The 16,685-nt window shown below is 39.2% G+C and carries 18 protein-coding genes; 10 read left to right on the top strand and 8 right to left on the bottom strand.

The genetic code is table 11. The features are described from left to right. Position 1: 1 nt before the first annotated feature. The 3 genes from AC0L3W_RS15565 to AC0L3W_RS15555 are packed head-to-tail and all read left to right on the top strand — an operon-like array spanning position 2 to position 2,141. Positions 2 to 652: an amino acid ABC transporter permease gene (locus tag AC0L3W_RS15565; RefSeq protein WP_290041375.1), complete on the top strand. Its 651-nt coding sequence runs from the start codon at positions 2 to 4 to the stop codon at positions 650 to 652. Positions 653 to 663: 11 nt separating this feature from the next. Further along, the gene (locus AC0L3W_RS15560; protein ID WP_290041377.1) at positions 664 to 1,323 is read left to right on the top strand and encodes an amino acid ABC transporter permease; all 660 of its coding nucleotides are present in this window, start codon (positions 664 to 666) and stop codon (positions 1,321 to 1,323) included. A gap of 20 nt (positions 1,324 to 1,343) precedes the next feature. Then, positions 1,344 to 2,141: an amino acid ABC transporter ATP-binding protein gene (locus tag AC0L3W_RS15555; RefSeq protein WP_409440106.1), complete on the top strand. Its 798-nt coding sequence runs from the start codon at positions 1,344 to 1,346 to the stop codon at positions 2,139 to 2,141. A 14-nt stretch (positions 2,142 to 2,155) separates the two neighbouring features. Here the strand turns inward: AC0L3W_RS15555 and AC0L3W_RS15550 are convergent, their stop codons facing one another. Continuing rightward, on the bottom strand, positions 2,156 to 2,947 hold the full coding sequence (locus tag AC0L3W_RS15550; protein WP_409440107.1) for a DeoR family transcriptional regulator: 792 nt from the start codon (positions 2,945 to 2,947) through the stop codon (positions 2,156 to 2,158). 284 nt (positions 2,948 to 3,231) lie between these two features. Here AC0L3W_RS15550 and ltnD point away from each other — a divergent pair, with 284 nt between their 5' ends. The 5 genes from ltnD (at position 3,232) to AC0L3W_RS15525 (ending at position 8,334) form a co-directional block, all read left to right on the top strand. Continuing rightward, complete coding sequence (ltnD, locus tag AC0L3W_RS15545) at positions 3,232 to 4,134, top strand: L-threonate dehydrogenase (protein ID WP_409440108.1); 903 nt, start codon at positions 3,232 to 3,234, stop codon at positions 4,132 to 4,134. 1 nt (position 4,135) lies between these two features. Continuing rightward, positions 4,136 to 5,392 (top strand): 3-oxo-tetronate kinase, encoded by a 1,257-nt coding sequence (otnK, locus tag AC0L3W_RS15540; protein ID WP_409440109.1) that lies wholly within the window; start codon positions 4,136 to 4,138, stop codon positions 5,390 to 5,392. Beyond that, positions 5,389 to 6,021, top strand: a complete 633-nt coding sequence (gene otnC, locus AC0L3W_RS15535; RefSeq protein ID WP_409440110.1) for a 3-oxo-tetronate 4-phosphate decarboxylase — start codon at positions 5,389 to 5,391, stop codon at positions 6,019 to 6,021. Before otnK ends, otnC begins: the two co-directional genes overlap by 4 nt. Beyond that, on the top strand, positions 6,021 to 6,797 hold the full coding sequence (otnI, locus tag AC0L3W_RS15530; RefSeq protein ID WP_409440111.1) for a 2-oxo-tetronate isomerase: 777 nt from the start codon (positions 6,021 to 6,023) through the stop codon (positions 6,795 to 6,797). Before otnC ends, otnI begins: the two co-directional genes overlap by 1 nt. A gap of 79 nt (positions 6,798 to 6,876) precedes the next feature. Continuing rightward, entirely contained in the window at positions 6,877 to 8,334 is a 1,458-nt protein-coding gene (locus AC0L3W_RS15525) for a GntP family permease (protein ID WP_409440112.1), read from the top strand. Positions 8,335 to 8,395: 61 nt separating this feature from the next. Here the strand turns inward: AC0L3W_RS15525 and AC0L3W_RS15520 are convergent, their stop codons facing one another. After that, positions 8,396 to 9,505 carry a zinc ABC transporter substrate-binding protein gene (locus tag AC0L3W_RS15520; RefSeq protein WP_409440113.1) on the bottom strand — a complete coding sequence of 370 codons (1,110 nt, stop codon included), beginning with the start codon at positions 9,503 to 9,505 and terminating at the stop codon, positions 8,396 to 8,398. A 141-nt stretch (positions 9,506 to 9,646) separates the two neighbouring features. Here AC0L3W_RS15520 and znuC point away from each other — a divergent pair, with 141 nt between their 5' ends. Then, complete coding sequence (gene znuC, locus AC0L3W_RS15515; RefSeq protein WP_290041380.1) at positions 9,647 to 10,435, top strand: zinc ABC transporter ATP-binding protein ZnuC; 789 nt, start codon at positions 9,647 to 9,649, stop codon at positions 10,433 to 10,435. Continuing rightward, on the top strand, positions 10,428 to 11,213 hold the full coding sequence (locus tag AC0L3W_RS15510) for an iron chelate uptake ABC transporter family permease subunit (RefSeq protein ID WP_290041381.1): 786 nt from the start codon (positions 10,428 to 10,430) through the stop codon (positions 11,211 to 11,213). The genes znuC and AC0L3W_RS15510 overlap by 8 nt, the downstream gene beginning before the upstream one ends. 90 nt (positions 11,214 to 11,303) lie before the next feature. Here AC0L3W_RS15510 and AC0L3W_RS15505 read toward each other — a convergent pair whose 3' ends face one another. The 6 genes from AC0L3W_RS15505 to AC0L3W_RS15480 are packed head-to-tail and all read right to left on the bottom strand — an operon-like array spanning position 11,304 to position 16,515. Next, entirely contained in the window at positions 11,304 to 11,969 is a 666-nt protein-coding gene (locus AC0L3W_RS15505; protein WP_290041410.1) for an HAD family hydrolase, read from the bottom strand. Position 11,970: 1 nt separating this feature from the next. Continuing rightward, entirely contained in the window at positions 11,971 to 12,990 is a 1,020-nt protein-coding gene (locus AC0L3W_RS15500) for an ABC transporter ATP-binding protein (RefSeq protein ID WP_290041412.1), read from the bottom strand. Next, positions 12,990 to 13,775, bottom strand: coding sequence for an ABC transporter permease (locus AC0L3W_RS15495; protein WP_409440114.1), 786 nt, complete (start codon positions 13,773 to 13,775; stop codon positions 12,990 to 12,992). Before AC0L3W_RS15495 ends, AC0L3W_RS15500 begins: the two co-directional genes overlap by 1 nt. Beyond that, positions 13,768 to 14,628, bottom strand: a complete 861-nt coding sequence (locus AC0L3W_RS15490) for an ABC transporter permease (protein ID WP_290041415.1) — start codon at positions 14,626 to 14,628, stop codon at positions 13,768 to 13,770. The genes AC0L3W_RS15495 and AC0L3W_RS15490 overlap by 8 nt, the downstream gene beginning before the upstream one ends. Positions 14,629 to 14,642: 14 nt before the next feature. Continuing rightward, positions 14,643 to 15,446, bottom strand: a complete 804-nt coding sequence (locus tag AC0L3W_RS15485) for an alkaline phosphatase family protein (RefSeq protein ID WP_290041417.1) — start codon at positions 15,444 to 15,446, stop codon at positions 14,643 to 14,645. A 13-nt stretch (positions 15,447 to 15,459) separates the two neighbouring features. Further along, positions 15,460 to 16,515 carry an ABC transporter substrate-binding protein gene (locus tag AC0L3W_RS15480; RefSeq protein WP_409440115.1) on the bottom strand — a complete coding sequence of 352 codons (1,056 nt, stop codon included), beginning with the start codon at positions 16,513 to 16,515 and terminating at the stop codon, positions 15,460 to 15,462. Positions 16,516 to 16,685: the final 170 nt, after the last annotated feature.

The raw sequence follows: 16,685 nt of genomic DNA, 5'->3' as shown, positions 1-16,685 counted from the left end.
TATGTTCGATTTCAGCGTTGTTTTAAAATATAGCGACTCATTATTAAATGGTTTATGGACAACAGCTTGGATCTCTCTTTTATCTATTCTAATCGGTTTTGTGTTAGGTATTGTGCTGTGTTTGGGGAGATTATCTTCCCACTCTGTTATTCAATACTGCTGTCGTTTTTATATTAGTGCCGTGCGTGGTGCCCCCTTACTCGTTCAATTAGCTATTGTTTTTTATTTTTTGCCCTATTGGGGCATCAATATACCGCCTATCGCAGCAGCGATCATTGCACTTTCGTTAAATACAGCGGCCTTTCAAGCTGAAATATTACGTGGTGGCTTTCAAGTGATCCCGAATGGTCAAAAAGAGACAGCTTGGAGTTATGGTTATAGTGCTTGGCAATGTTTTCGCTATATCGAGCTACCACAGGTATTAAGAAATACTCTGCCCTCTTTAACCAATGAGACGATAGATATCATTAAAAATTCAGCATTAATTTCAACCATTGCTGTTACTGACTTAATGCGTATCACTCAAACTTATTCATCTACCACCTATCGTCCCATTGAGTTCTTTGTGAGTGCAGGATTGCTGTACTTATTACTGACTTCTTGTATTAGTGTGCTCGGCCGCTATCTCGAAGCTCGATTAACGCCATATTAGGAGATATTAAAATGGATTTAAGCCTCTTTATAACCTACTGGCCAATACTGTTAAAAGGGTTGATATACACTCTTTATGTTTGTTCTGTGGGTGTCATTATTGCCTTAGTTGGAGGGTTAATACTGCACCTTATCAGTCGGTTAGCAGTTCCTTTTATAGACTTGTTATACACCACTTATTTAACCATTTTCCGTGGTACGCCTTTATTGGTACAAGTTTATCTAATGTATTACGGCGGTCCATTTGTTGGCATTGAACTGAGTGCCGAACAAGTGGGTATTTTAGGATTGGGATTATATGGCTCAGCTTACTTTGCTGAGATATATCGTTCTGGTTTTGCCAGTGTCCCCAAAGGTCATATTGAAGCAGCCTATGATTTAGGTTACTCACGTCGACAAACTTTAGTCTCAATTCAATTACCACAAATGTTAGGGTTGATTATTCCTCCTGGCATTAATCAAACAATTATTTTAATTAAAGAATCAGCGATTCTTTCTATTATCACCGTACCAGAGCTGACCACCGCGGCTGTCACTATGTCAACACAGACATTTAGTGTTATTGAGCCTTACCTATTTTTAGCGGTAGCTTATTGGGCGATTACTTTCTTGGTTGCCAAAATAGGTCAATGGTGCGAAAACCGAGCCACTGTTCACCTAGTGCGAAGCTAATTAGAGACTCTGGAGGAGTTATGGAAAAACAACCACATAAAGCAATCAAGTTAATTGATTTAAAAAAGCATTACGGTGAAAACCAAGTCTTAAAAGGCATTAACCTAGAGATTGATTACGGGCAAGTCGTTTGTATTATTGGCGGGTCAGGATCAGGCAAAAGTACTATGTTAAGGTGTATGAACTTTCTTGAAAAATACGACAGTGGTGAAGTGCAAATTAATGGCAAATTATTAGGGTATGGTTCAGATGCCCAAGGCAACTTACAATTAGCACCTAATCACATCACACAAAACGATTTATCAGAAGTGTGTATGGTATTCCAACAATTTAATTTGTGGCCACACATGAGTGTGTTAGATAATGTTATGTCGCCCTTATTACGAGTGCATAAACTGGGCAAACAAGCTGCACGAGAGAAGGCAATAGCTGTGTTAGAAAAAGTGGATATGGCACATAAAATTGATGCCTATCCAGGACAACTATCAGGAGGGCAACAACAACGTGTTGCCATAGCACGCTCATTGGGCACAGACCCCAAAATAATGCTTTTTGATGAACCGACTTCAGCACTAGACCCTGAATTAGTCGGTGAAGTATTGAAAGTGATGAAGTCTTTAGCAAATGATGGCATGACCATGGTTATCGTAACGCATGAGATGGGGTTTGCTGCACAAGTCTCAGATAAAGTAGTGTTTTTAGCTAAAGGCTTCATCGAAGAACAGGGCCCACCAAAAATCTTATTCACAGCACCTAAATCAGATAACTTAAAAAGTTTTCTAAGTACTTGGTCAGAGCGTAATAGTGGAATTGTTTAAATGAAACGAGTGTATCAATTCGATTTATTTAGATTGATACACTCGTCCTCAGAGCGGATAACCTCAACACCTTTCTCTTGCAAGTCTGATGTTGCGTTATCAGATAAATTAGCATCAGTGATCACCAAGTCTATTTTCTCAATATCCAAGGCATGGAATGTTGCGATTTTGCCATACTTCGACGCATCTGAAATCAAACAAACCTTCTTTGATACTTTAGCAATAGCACGTTTAACGATAATTTTATTTTCATTAGGCGTTGATAACCCTCTTAAACTCCAAGATGAGGTGGATATAAATGCAATATCTATATTCATATCCAATAAAAAATCAGCAACTTTAGGCCCTACGGTAGATTGGTTATCACGATCTGCTTTACCGCCAGTATGATAAATCTCATGAGAAGAGTGAGCCATCAACAAGGTAGCTATTGAAAAGTCATTAGTAATGATCACTAAATCTCCTCTATTACTCAATTGATGCGCCACTTCCAAAGAGGTGGTGCCTGCATCTAAATACACAGTCGAGTTAGGAGTGATCAAATCCACAGCAAGTTTGCCTATTTGCTCTTTTTGATGAGAAAACTGCATTATTTTCATATCACGTGATAACTCACTATGCAGCACTTCAGTGAGTTGTACCCCACCAGAAACAGAGTTTACACGTCCCTGCTTTTCTAATTTTTCTATATCTCGACGTACAGTCATATGTGAAACATCAAGTAAATCAGCTAGTTCAACAATACTTACTACTTGCTGACTTCTTAACATAAACAGAATTTTTCGTTGTCTTTCAGCTGGAATCATAACATCTCTACTTATTCACCTATGGGATGATAAAGAGTAACAGATAAACATTAAGTTGTTAATAAATGTGAAGTTATGTGTGAACATTTACTAATTTCCATTCAATTTGCTTTAAAAGTGTTCAAAAATAACATTTACAGTGACAGGCAAGATAAAAACAACAACAAATGTTAAATAATGTTAAATTACGTTAATTAATGTGATTTAAGACGCATTATTTATTAACTTGAGTATATATACTCCTTTCCATAAACATAAATTAACAACTATTTAACGGAGATAACATGTCAAATGAAGTGAAATCAATTGGAATCATTGGACTTGGCTCAATGGGTATGGGTGCAGCAAAATCTTGTATTAATGCCGGCTTAGATGTTTACGGTATTGATTTAAATGAAACAGCCCTAGCAACATTGAGCGATGCAGGTGCAAAAGCCGTTTCAACCAATGCATTAGACTTTTCTCAACAATTAGATGCCGTATTAGTACTAGTTGTTAACGCTAAACAAGTTAACACAGTCTTATTTGAAACCGGCTTAGCGGCTAGTTTAAAGCCACAAACCGTAGTAATGGTATCTGCAACTATTTCTGCAGAAGATGCCAAAAGAATCGAACAACAACTTAACGCTCACGACCTCATCATGTTAGATGCGCCTGTTTCAGGTGGAGCAGCAAAAGCAGCAACAGGTGACATGACAATCATGGCATCAGGATCATCAGAGGCCTTTTCAAGGCTAAAACCAGTACTCGATGCAACAGCAGCCAAAGTTTATAACATAGGTGAACAAATAGGCCTTGGTGCGACGGTAAAAATTATCCATCAATTATTAGCGGGTGTGCATATCGCAGTAGGCGCTGAAGCGATGGCTTTAGCGGCACGCGCAAATATTCCTTTAGACCTAATGTATGACGTAGTGACCAATGCAGCTGGTAACTCTTGGATGTTTGAAAACAGAATGAAACATGTTGTAGATGGTGATTACTCTCCAAAATCGATGGTCGATATTTTTGTTAAAGACCTTAATTTAGTGGCTGATACCGCTAAAGAGCTGCAATTTCCATTACCACTATCAAGTACCGCATTAAATATGTTCATTTCCGCAAGTAATGCTGGTTTTGGACAAGAAGATGATAGTGCCGTGATCAAAGTATTTGATGGCATCACATTACCTGGCGTGGAGAAATAATATGTTACTTGGTGTAATTGCAGACGATTTTACCGGTGCGACAGACATTGCTGGTTTCCTAGTCGAAAATGGCATGCGTACCATCCAAGTTAATGGGATCCCAAATCAGGAAATGCACATTGATGCTGATGCGGTCGTAATTAGTTTAAAATCCCGTTCATGCCCAACAGAACAAGCAATCAAAGATTCTCTTGCTGCGTTAACTTGGCTCCAACAACAGAACTGCCAACAGTTTTATTTTAAATATTGTTCAACATTCGATAGTACTGAAAAAGGCAATATAGGCCCAGTAACGGATGCTTTACTTGAACAGTTAAATGAAGATTTTACGGTTATTTGTCCAGCACTTCCAGTTAATGGACGCACTGTATTCAACGGTCATCTATTTGTATTTGACCAGTTACTCAGTGAGTCTGGCATGCGTAATCATCCTGTAACGCCTATGACTAACTCTAACCTAATGCAATTAATGAATGCACAAGCAGCAGGTAAAACAGGTTTGGTGGATTACCTTGATATCGAGCAAGGTGTTGAGAATATTGTTAATAAACTTCAGCAACTTAAAACAGAAGGTAAACGTTATGCTGTGATGGATACGTTTAATACAAACCATTTAAATGAAATTGGTAAAGCCGTTCATCAACTTAAACTAATCACTGGTGGATCAGGCTTAGCAGCGGGTATTGCTAAAAATTGGTCTGCACATTTACAGGATCAAACTCAAGCAAAACAAGCTGGCTACCCTTCAAAATTACCTACGGTTGTATTTTCTGGGTCTTGCTCAGTGATGACTAATCAACAGGTCGATCATTACAAAAGTAAAGCTCCACATTTTGCAATAAACGTCGAAGATTGCTTGAATAATCAAGATTATAGTAAACAAGTTTGTGAATGGGTATTAAGTCACTCAACAGGTTCACTCGCGCCACTTGTTTATGCAACAGCAGATACAGATGCATTACACAAAATTCAACAGCAATACGGCGCAGAAGCATCGAGTCTTGCAGTAGAAAACTTCTTTAATGATCTAGCGATTCAATTAAAAGCGGCTGGGATATGTAACTTCATTGTAGCGGGAGGGGAAACATCCGGTGTTGTTACTCAAAGTTTACAAGTAGACGGTTTTCATATCGGTCCACAAATAACGCCTGGAGTACCTTGGGTTAAAGCAATCAACGACAACCTTTCTCTCGCATTAAAATCAGGTAACTTTGGCGATCCTACTTTTTTCACTAAAGCGCAGGAGTATTTTCAATGAATGAAGCTCAATTAAGACAACAAATGGTTGATCTTGCTCGCTCTATGTTTGAACGAGGCTATGCAACTGGCGGCGCAGGTAATTTATCTATTAAGTTGCCAAATGGTCAATTTTTAGCAACACCTACGGGTTCATCTTTTGGTCGATTAATCGCTGATGAGTTATCTGTTGTAGATAAAACGGGTGCACATATTTCCGGTAAACGCCCTTCTAAGGAAGTTGCTTTTCACTTAGCTATCTATGAAAAAGACCCTGAATGTAATGCAATTGTACATTTACATTCTACTTATTTAACCGCTCTTTCTTGTTTAGAAGGGTTAGATTACAGCAATGCGATTAAAGCATTTACTCCTTATTATGTGATGCGAATTGGTGAGTTGCCTGTGATCCCTTATTACCGCCCAGGTGCGCCAGAAATTGCACAGGAACTATCAAAATTAGCAGGGAAGTACCGTGCCTTTTTATTAGCGAATCACGGCCCTATTATCACAGGCACTGATTTTTTAGATGCGGTAGATAATGCTGAAGAGCTAGAAGAGACTGCAAAATTAGCGCTTTTATTAGCTGACAAACCAACACGTTATTTAACCGATGTTGAAATAGAAGACTTAAAAGGGAGAGGAAAGTAATGCCTAAATTTGCAGCAAACCTCACCATGCTTTTCACTGAAGTCGAATTTTTAGACCGATTTGAACGAGCTCACAACGCCGGCTTTAAGGCAGTAGAGTTTTTATTTCCTTACGCCTTTAGAGCGGATATCGTTGCCCAAAAGTTACAACAATACAACCTTGAACAAGCTTTATTTAATATGCCTCCTGGTGACTGGGATGCTGGTGAAAGAGGCTTAGCAGCTCGACCAGGCAGAGAGCAAGAGTTTCGCGACAGCGTTGAAACAGCGCTACATTACGCAACAGCATTAAAGTGTAAAAAAGTACATGCGATGTCTGGCATTATCGACCCCAATTTTAGTATTGAAGAACATACTGTCACGTTTATTAACAACATTAGATTTGCCGCTGATGCCTTTGCCAAGTTTGATATTGAATTAATGATTGAACCATTAAATTCACGTGATGTGCCCAATTACTTTATTGCTCATCAAAGAAAAGCTGCAGAGCTGATAAAGCAAGTCGACAGAGCAAACGTAAAACTTCAACTGGACCTTTACCATGCGCAAATAATGGATGGTGATTTAACCACACTTATTCAAGATCTTGCAGATGTAACTGGCCATATTCAAATCGCTTCTGTTCCATCCAGAAATGAACCCCTCAGTGGTGAAATAAATTATCCATATTTATTCAATGCATTAGATGCATCTGGTTACCATGGTTGGATTGGCTGCGAATATAACCCCAAAACACAAACTGAAGAAGGCTTACATTGGGTTACCCCCTACTTGTAAACATTCAACTTAAAGCCACCATTAAATAGTTTATTTAATTAACTTTTTAACCTACTTATGTAAATAAAAGGAGTTCCTCATGGATGGAGCATTGATTGGAATTATTGTTGGCATCATTGCCATGATGTTAATGATTGTAAAAACACGTATCCCTGTAGCGTTAGCAATGATCATCGCTAGTATTATCATGGGTCTGTTTGCAGGTATGGTACCTTCTGACTTAATTGCAGCAATTAAATCTGGGTTTGGTGGCGTCTTAGGCGGCATCGGACTAATCATCGCATTTGGTGTGATTATGGGAGCCTGTTTTGAACGTTCTGGCGCAGCTGTTCGCATGGCCAAAACATTCGTAAAATTATGTGGTAAGGGGCGTGAAGACTTAGCACTTGGATTTACAGGTGTACTTGTTGCGATTCCGGTTTTTTGTGACTCGGCATATATCATTTTACACTCGTTAGTTCGTGCTATTTCACGTGATACAGGGAAATCAGCTGTGGGACTTGGTGTAACGTTAGCATTAGGTTTATTGATTACTCACGCTCTAGTGCCGCCAACACCAGGCCCTGTTGCTGTGGCTGGTATTTTAGGAGTTAACCTTGGCGAGTACATGATGTGGGGGCTATTGGTATCTGTGCCTATGATGTTACTCTCAATGATCTACATTCGTCGTGTGGGTAATGAATATTACCGTGTACCTAATGGTGAATTATGGATCACTAATGCGGCTGAATGGGCTAACCTTGAAAAAGTAAAAGCAACTGACGAAAGTACATTACCAAGTAACTTTCTATCATTCGGCCCAATCTTAATCCCCATCGCCCTGATCCTTATTGATACTTTGTTCGGTGAAGGAAGTTCATTTTTCCACTTAACTATTCAACTTATAGGTAATCCAGTCGTTGCTGTTGGTTTAGGTGTATTAATGGCACTGTACGGCTTAACTCGAAATATTGAGCGTAAAGATATGGTTGGTTCAATGGACGATGCATTATCAACAACAGGTTTAATTTTAATTGTAACTGGTTGTGGTGGTGCAATGGGTGCAGTACTTAAATCATCAGGTGCAGGTCCACAAGTTGCAGATGCTATCGCAAGTAGCGGTATTCCACCATTATTAGTGCCGTTAGCTATCGCATCAATGCTACGGTTAATTCAAGGTTCTGCGACAGCTTCAATGATGGTAGCAGCAACAATGACTTTACCATTAGTGGAAACTTTAGGCTTAGACCCAGTATTTGTTGCATTAGCTTGTGCTGTTGGGCCAGTCGGGTTCTCACATTTAAATGATTCATACTTTCATATTATTAACCGTACGCTTGGTATCACTGAGTTAGCAGATCAATTAAGAATTTGGTCAGTATCCTCAACCGTGGCTTGGGCAATTGGTGCCAGTATCATAATGATATTAAACTTAATATTCGGTCAAGGTGGTACTTGGATTGACCCTGTCGTCCCTATTGCAATTCTAGGAATGATTATGACATGGATAAAAATAAAATATCCAGCAGCTCCTAGTCAGTTAGCAGTCGCTCAATAAGAAAAAGGCCTAGTAAATTGAAATACTAGGCCTTTTAATTGAAGGGATTTAAATAGTTAGTTTATTTTAAACCTGTTACTAAATTGTTCGCTAAGTTGTTCAATAAGATGAAATAAGCTTCTGGACCTTGCTCAATATCAGAACCCAATGGATCTAAAACGCCTGTTTTAGCACCAGAGCCTTCGATAATCGTTTCTACTAGGCTTGATTCAAATTGTGGCTCACTAAATACAGCTCGTGCCCCGGTTCTTTTTACGCGTTCACGGATTTCACTAATACCTTTAGCGCCAGGCTTTCTATCTGGATCAATCGTTACAGAACCTACTGCATTCAAATCATAAGCAACTTCAAAGTACTGATATGCAGAGTGGAAAGCTAGGTAAGGAACGGTTTTAACTGGTGCTAATTTTTGTACTAACTGTTGATCTAACAACACTAGTTTTTCTTCTAATTTAGTTGCATTTTCTTGGTATTGAGCTGCATGTGCAGGATCGATTGCAATTAATGCTTTAGCTGTCTCAATAACCACTCTCTGAGCCATTTTAGGATCTAACCAAAGGTGCATATCGTTTACTCCATGATGATGCTCTTCGTGGTCAGCATGATCTTCATGTCCTTCGTGATCATCATGTGCAGCATGCTCTTCATGGCCTTCGTGATCTTCATCATGGTCATCATGTGCTGCGTGCTCTTCATGACCTTCGTGATCTTCATCGTGGTCATCATGTACTGCGTACTCTTCATGACCTTCGTGATCTTTATCGTGGCCTTCATGAACATCACCATGTTCATCGTGATGCTCATGTTCATCCCACTCAGCACCATCACGTGTCTTTAATAATGATGATTCCAGTACTTCAGCTAATTCTAATTGCATTGCATTATCTGCAACAGTCTCTAATGGTTTTTCAAGAAAGCTTTCCATCTCATGACCAATCCAAACCACAAGATCTGCATTTGCGAGTGCTCTTGCTTCTGAAGGACGCAGAGAATAAGCATGCGGAGAACCTTTTTTGACTAACAAGGTAGGTGTTGCCACGCCTTCCATCACGGCACTCACTAATGAATGAAGTGGTTTAATACTAACAACCACTTTAGGCGTTTCATCTGCCATCAATGTCTGCAATGGCAGTACAAATATAGATAGACAAATAAATAATAGTTTTTTCATGTTTAGTCCTTTAATATAGTTGATATGGTTAATGTTATAATATAACATTTTTTATTGTCAACTATCTACTTAAACATACTCTGTTTAGATCATGACAAAACACCGATCAGGAACACTTTAAACAATGGTATTTTGCAAAACATGCTAACCTCAAAAAAACAGGATACGAGCCAACCGCTCCTCACGTTAACCAATGTTAATTTAACAATAGGTGAACGTTCTTTACTTGAGTCCGTCGACTTAGAATTGCACCGAGGCGAAATCGTTACCGTCGTTGGGCCTAACGGTGCAGGTAAAACCACTTTATTACGTGTTGCACTAGGTTTACAAAAGCCAACGTCTGGTTCAGTGAGTGTTGCGTCGAACGTCACCATTGGCTATGTACCTCAAAAACTACATATTGACCCAACCTTTCCAATCACTGTGAGACGATTTTTAGCCTTAGCTAAAGCTCACAATAAACATTCATTCGAAAGTTTATTAAATGATGTGGGGGCAGAACATGTCATCGACTCTCCATTACAAAACCTATCAGGCGGTGAGTTACAGCGCGTATTAATGGCCAGAGCATTAATGCGTGACCCAGATATTTTAGTATTGGATGAACCGGTTCAAGGTGTTGATGTGCATGGCCAAGTTGAATTATATGATTTGATCAGTCGTGTACGTACTGAACGAGGTTGCGCTATTTTGATGGTATCCCATGACCTACATTTAGTAATGGCTTCTACGGACCGAGTATTCTGTTTAAATAAACATATTTGTTGTAGCGGTACCCCAGAAGTAGTGGTGAATGACCCTGCTTATACTGCACTGTTTGGGCCATACGCAGCTCGACATTTAGCAATTTACGTACATGACAAAGAACATCAGCATGATCATGACCATCATGAATGCTGTGGTGATGAGGAACATAATCACAATGGATGATTTTTTATTAAGAGCGCTGTTAGGCGGATTAGGTGTCGCACTAGTTGCAGGTCCTTTTGGCTCTTTTGTAGTGTGGCGACGCTTAGCTTATTTTGGTGACACATTGGCACACTCTGCTTTACTTGGTGTTGCCTTAGGCTTCCTATTACATATCAATCTAACTTTAGGTATTTTCCTTATTTGCCAAATGTTAGCGATTTTGCTGTTTGTTAGCCAATATCAACGGCAACTAGCCAGTGATACATTACTGGGAATATTTTCTCATGGCGCATTGTCTCTCGGATTAGTGGCATTGGCTTTTATGGACAATGTCAGAATCGATTTAGTCAGTTATCTGTTCGGTGATATTTTAGCGATTGGCTACAGTGATCTGTTTTGGATCTATGGTGCAGGCGGGGTAGCATTGCTTGGTTTAATTTGGATCTGGAAACCACTTTTATCGATAACCATTCATGAAGATTTAGCACGTGTGGAAGGTATTCCTGTTGATCGAATCAACTGGTTATTCTTAGGCTTAATCGCATTAATTGTAGCGATTATGATGAAAGTGGTTGGGATGTTACTAGTAACTGCACTACTCATTATTCCAGCAGCAACCGCTAGACGCTTTGCTAATACACCTGAGAGTATGGCACTAATTGCCATGCTAATTGGAGCTGTAAGTGTCGGTTTAGGCTTATTAGGATCATTCCAATACGACACACCATCAGGCCCTACTATCGTGGTCGCCGGTTGTATCTTATTTATTGGTAGTATTTTGTTACCGAAAAGACATTAAATAACAGCTTAAAGCTGCTAATTAACAACAAAAAAGGAGCTAATAATTAGCTCCTTTTTACTTAGTCATTGAGTAAGATTAACGTACTGATTATTTACCCCACTCAAAGATCTGCCATTCAGGATGTTTAAGTGCTTCTGCGGATAAGCGTTCACAAGGGTTCACTAAATACGCGTAATCGGCATATTCACATAATGGTAAATCATTAATTGAATCACTATAAAAGTGTATTTCATCAAAGGTATTAGCCTGCTCTGTTAGCCATGCCTGTAAGCGTAATATTTTCCCTTCGCGATAGGTTGCGATACCGGTGACTTGATTCAAATAGCAGCCATCTTTACTCACAAGCTCAATCCCTAACGCATCCTCTATCCCAATCGCTTGTGCCACTTTTTTCACAATAAAAGTCACTGTCGCTGAAATCACTAGGCAATTAATTCCATTCTCTTTTAAGGATTTAACTAAGGCTAGTGCCTCTGGGAAAACTAAAGGTAAGATATCAGAGCAAACAAATTCATCGACTAAACTATCTATCTCATCCTGTGGGATATGAGTGATAGGCGCTAGGGTATAAACAATATACTCCTCCATATCTAGCTCGCCTTTAGCATACTGTTCCATCAAGGCTTTATCGTTTTCTATATAATCAGGCTCAGTTACAACACCTTTTTTCACTAGGAATGCACTCCAGAGACTAGCGCAATCTCCGTTCACTAGAGTTTCATCCATATCAAAGATATGTAGTGGTTTACTCATATTATGCTCTCACCGGTTGTATTTCATTTAAGTTAAACATCAGTTCGAGGGAACTACCAGCTGCCATTAATCGCTCTGAAGAACGATTAAGCAGATCAACCGTTAAGGCTTTCTGCTCTACTTCAATGCTGTAACGAATGACATTACCTAATAACTGATGGGATAATACAGTGCCTTGTTTAGCTACTGAGATATGATCGCCATATTGGCGCCCCGCTTCTCTGATATAAATAGACTCAGGGCGAATCGCGACCTTCTGTTGACTATCAAGATTAAACCACTGATTCGCTGTTTCAGCCTCAATCAAGTTGTAATGCCCCATAAAAGAAGCAACAAATTCATTAACCGGTTTAGTGTAAATATCCTCGGGTTTGCCTTGTTGTACTATCGCCCCTTCATTCATCAAAAAGATGCGGTCTGATAATAACATTGCTTCTTCTTGATCATGGGTAACAAACACTGTGGTGAGGTTTAACTCTCTTTGAATTTTTAATATTTGCAGGCGTAGGCTTTTACGGATTTTTGCGTCCAACGCAGATAGTGGCTCATCCAATAACAAAATACGAGGCTTCACTACCAAGGCTCGAGCGAGGGCAACACGTTGTCTTTGCCCACCAGATAGTTCACGAGGATAAAACTGCTCTTTACCGTCTAATTCAACAAGCTCAATCATGCTTTTTGCTTCAGCACGTGCTTTAGCTTTATTAATTCCTTTCATTTTTAGGCCAAAGGCAACATTGTCTAATACTGTCATATTCGGAAATAACGCATAAGACTGAAACACCATGCCTATTTCTCGGGATTGCGGTGCAGTATCAGTAATATTTTCTTGATCAACCCAAATTTCACCAGCATCAACCTGATTTAAGCCCGCTAAACTACGTAGCAAAGTCGATTTACCACAGCCGCTTGGCCCTAATAAGGTAATAAACTCACCTTTTTCAATAGTGAAATCAATCTCTTCAAAGACAGTAACATCACCAAAGTGTTTAGCCAATTGGCTAACTTTTACATAACTCATTATTCATTCCCTTTACTGAAACGGGTGGCTAGCCAAGTGCACACAAAAATAAAAGCAAAATAGGTCATCACTAAAGCCGAGGTAAAATGGCCACTGGTTTGGCGCATGTTATAGAGGTAGATTTGTAAGGTTTCGTAACGTGTTCCAACCAGAATATTCGCGAACACAAACTCACCTAATAAAAATGAGAAAGATAAGAATGTCGAAGCTAATAAGCCTTTCTTCAAATTAGGTAAGATAATCAACAAATACGCTTTTGTGGTACTCGCTCCTAATAAATGTGCAGCATCCACTAAATCCCTTAAGTTAATTGAGGTAAAGCTATTAGAGATAGCTCGATACATAAATGGCAAGGCAATAGTGAAATAGGTACCGATTAAGATCCACGGCGTACCAACCAATTGTACCGAACTATCTGCATACAGCTGTAATAACCCTACTGAAGAAACCACTGGTGGCACCGCAAAAGGTAATAAAATTAAAATATTCATCACCTTATCTAGTGCAGGGTAATAGTAAAACACCACAAAAATCATAGGCAACACTAGCAGCATGGCTAAAATCAACGATGAAATACAGATAAATAGTGAGCGCCCAAACGCTTCTAAGAAACGTGGGTCAGTTAGTAACTGCGTATACCATTTAAAGGTAAAACCATCGGGCAACATAGTCGCGCCCCAACTAGAGGAAAAGGAATAAATTAAGGTCGCTAAAATGGGAATAAACAGTAGTCCCGATAGTCCATAAACAACACTTTTATGGAAAAATAAATTATTGTTATCCATGGTAACTCCTTGCAATTAACCATTGATTAACCGCTGTGATCACCGCGAGTAATAACATTAATAAGGCCGAAATAGCCGCTGCTAAATTTGGCTCTAAAAACAGATCCCCTGACACCAAACTCGCAATACGAATAGTCACCATGTTGTAGTTACCATTTGTTAACGCATAAACACTGGCGTAGGCACCAATGGCATTGGCAAATAAGATAATAAAAGTACCTAACAAAGCAGGTGAAAGAATGGGTAAGCCTATTTTCATCCAATATTGACGAGAACTTGCCCCTAATAGCTGTGACGCTTCATAGGCATCTTTTTTCAACGCATCAAAAGCAGGATAAAGTAGTAATGCACCTAATGGGATTTGAAAATAGATATAAAGTGCTAACAAACCAGATTTACTATATAAATCAAAGTCTCCTAGCAATCCCCACTGTCGTAATAATAGGGTGACAGCACCATTAGTGCCTAAAATAATAATAAAGGCAAAAGCCAATGGCACGCCTGAGAAGTTACTGCTCATATTAGTAAAAGCGACAATCGCATCACGTATTCTGCTATTGAGATGGCGTAATGATGACACTAATATCGCAGCTAAAATTAAACCAATAAAACTCGACCAAAAAGAGATCCAAAGGCTGTTACTAAAACCCTGTAAAATAAAAGCAGAATCAAATATCTCACTATAGTTTTCAATGGTCCATTCGCCATCGTAGATAAAACTATTGATTAATACCCAGATCATAGGGGCGATCTGAAATAGATAAAAGAAAGCAATAAAAGGCAGTAACCATAATACTGGTTTGTATTTACTCAATGTAAAAGTCCCTTGTTGCGTGGGCTTTGTAATGCTCATAAACGATCCTTCAATTAAGCCAACGCATCTTCGCTAAATGCTTTCTGGTGCTCTAACTCTAATAACTCACAGACCAATCCACAAAGCTCAGTTTGTTTAATAGCAACATCAAGATGGCTAAAGCGATCTCCTATTAAATAGAGAGGTACTTCACGCTCTTCCACTAGAGTGCCACCATGTGATTTATCATTATTCATACCATGGTCACTGGTGATCAAAATTTGGTAACCTTCTTCAATCCAAGTAGGTAAGAAGTCAGATAAAAGAATATCTGCATGGCGAGCACTGTTTCTATATTCTGGAGAATCTAACCCAAATTTATGACCTGCATCATCGATATTCATGGAATGCACTAACAAAAAATCAGGGTCAAACTCTTGGCGTAAATACTCGGCATCTAACATCAATGCTTGATCGGGATAATGATCCCAATGATAAAAAACACCATGTTGAATTTGTAGACTTTCATTATGTGTATGACGGTCTCGAATTGCATCATAGGGTGATCGATTATATAGCTCACTGACCCAATGATAGGCTGCTGCTGCCGTTGTTTTACCTTGTGCTTGAGCCAAACTAAACACAGATTCAAACAGAGATCGACGCGTTACATTATTATGCACAATGCCACTTTCAATCGGTGTCACGCCAGTTAATATACATTCGTATAACGGGCGAGAAAGTGATGGTAGTTCGCTGTACAGCGAGTATTGAGTTGCTTTCTTGTACTCCACTAAACCATTTAAGTAGCCCAAACAATCTTGGGCTACTTTTAGGTTTAAGCCGTCAAGAACAACAAGAATAACCTTATCGTTCATTTGAGCCCCTTTTTTAGTTTTGGTGAATTAACACACCTTCTTGCCATTGACGAGGTAGTTTGCGTGCAGATTTTTCCCATGCAGCAAAGTCTTTGATTGGATGAACTGATTTGTACTGCTCATTTGGAATCAATTTCGCTTGGATTTCATCAGGTAATGTCACGCTAGTACGAATTGGACGAGCATAACCATCGGCTAAGTTAATTTGACCAGCATCACTGAAGATATGTTCACGCGCTAATTTTGCAGCATTCGGGTTTTTAGCCCATTTATTGATAATAGTTGTGTAACCAGAGATAATTGAACCGTCTTGTGGAATGCTTACTGTAAAGCGAGAGCGGTCAATTTGGTCACGGTAGTTAAGTGCATTAAAGTCCCATAAAATAGCCACTTCAATTTCACCTTTTTCCAAGTTGGCAACACTTGGGTTGGTATATGATAAACGCCCTTGTTTTGCTAGCTTGCCAAAGAATTCAATAGCAGGATCTAAGTTTCCTTCATCCCCACCATTTGCGATCGCAGCGGCTAACACTGCATTATTGGCTTGTGAAGCGACCCCGACATCACCGACAGTCACTTTATAAGAACCCGTTAATAAATCCGCCCATGTTTTGGGAGCATCTTTTACTAAGTTGTTATTAGAGATAAATGAGATAGTGCCAGTATAAGCTAATGCCCAATGGCCATCTTCATCTTTTGCCCAATTTGGTACATCATCCCATGTGCTTGGTTTATATGGCTGAGTCACCCCTTTTTTCACTGCAACACGTGCAAATGCAAAACCAACATCACCGATATCAGCAGTTGCATTAGATTTTTCTGCATCGAATTTAGCAATTTCTTGTGCGGAGCTCATATCAGTATCTTGATGTTCGATACCATATTGTGTTTTTAAATCTGCCCAAGTGTCTTTCCAGTTTGCCCAGCTATCAGGCATACCGACGCTGTAAACTTGACCTTCCTTTTGAGCGGCTGCCACGAGAGAATCGATGTTAGCTGATTCAGCGGCATAAAGTGATTGTGATAAAGATAGTGCGATTAGTGTTGTTGTAACTTTAAATGTATTCATTTTACTTCCATCCTCTGGACTAGTTCAGTGAGTTCATTTTTCATACTACAAGAGAAACATTACATTTTTTTTACAGTAAGTTAAAACTTTTTTTGCAATTTATTGTGAACTATTTTTGAAATTCACCCTTTAAACACCAAGTTTACTAATATTAATGTATAGTAAACAAA

This window comes from Psychromonas sp. KJ10-5 (genome assembly GCF_055808325.1).
The sequence above is the reverse complement of the archived record's forward strand: the minus strand, read 5'-3'. Positions and strand labels throughout refer to the sequence as shown.

Coding starts and splice junctions, on each gene's coding strand:
- AC0L3W_RS15505 (WP_290041410.1), bottom strand. CDS start 11,969: ATGAGTAAACCACTACATATCTTTGATATGGATGAAACTCTAGTGAAC.
- AC0L3W_RS15550 (WP_409440107.1), bottom strand. CDS start 2,947: ATGATTCCAGCTGAAAGACAACGAAAAATTCTGTTTATGTTAAGAAGT.
- ltnD (WP_409440108.1), top strand. CDS start 3,232: ATGTCAAATGAAGTGAAATCAATTGGAATCATTGGACTTGGCTCAATG.
- AC0L3W_RS15520 (WP_409440113.1), bottom strand. CDS start 9,505: ATGAAAAAACTATTATTTATTTGTCTATCTATATTTGTACTGCCATTG.
- AC0L3W_RS15565 (WP_290041375.1), top strand. CDS start 2: ATGTTCGATTTCAGCGTTGTTTTAAAATATAGCGACTCATTATTAAAT.
- otnK (WP_409440109.1), top strand. CDS start 4,136: ATGTTACTTGGTGTAATTGCAGACGATTTTACCGGTGCGACAGACATT.
- AC0L3W_RS15525 (WP_409440112.1), top strand. CDS start 6,877: ATGGATGGAGCATTGATTGGAATTATTGTTGGCATCATTGCCATGATG.
- AC0L3W_RS15490 (WP_290041415.1), bottom strand. CDS start 14,628: ATGAGCATTACAAAGCCCACGCAACAAGGGACTTTTACATTGAGTAAA.
- znuC (WP_290041380.1), top strand. CDS start 9,647: ATGCTAACCTCAAAAAAACAGGATACGAGCCAACCGCTCCTCACGTTA.
- AC0L3W_RS15555 (WP_409440106.1), top strand. CDS start 1,344: ATGGAAAAACAACCACATAAAGCAATCAAGTTAATTGATTTAAAAAAG.
- AC0L3W_RS15500 (WP_290041412.1), bottom strand. CDS start 12,990: ATGAGTTATGTAAAAGTTAGCCAATTGGCTAAACACTTTGGTGATGTT.
- AC0L3W_RS15560 (WP_290041377.1), top strand. CDS start 664: ATGGATTTAAGCCTCTTTATAACCTACTGGCCAATACTGTTAAAAGGG.
- AC0L3W_RS15495 (WP_409440114.1), bottom strand. CDS start 13,775: ATGGATAACAATAATTTATTTTTCCATAAAAGTGTTGTTTATGGACTA.
- AC0L3W_RS15485 (WP_290041417.1), bottom strand. CDS start 15,446: ATGAACGATAAGGTTATTCTTGTTGTTCTTGACGGCTTAAACCTAAAA.
- AC0L3W_RS15480 (WP_409440115.1), bottom strand. CDS start 16,515: ATGAATACATTTAAAGTTACAACAACACTAATCGCACTATCTTTATCA.
- otnI (WP_409440111.1), top strand. CDS start 6,021: ATGCCTAAATTTGCAGCAAACCTCACCATGCTTTTCACTGAAGTCGAA.
- otnC (WP_409440110.1), top strand. CDS start 5,389: ATGAATGAAGCTCAATTAAGACAACAAATGGTTGATCTTGCTCGCTCT.
- AC0L3W_RS15510 (WP_290041381.1), top strand. CDS start 10,428: ATGGATGATTTTTTATTAAGAGCGCTGTTAGGCGGATTAGGTGTCGCA.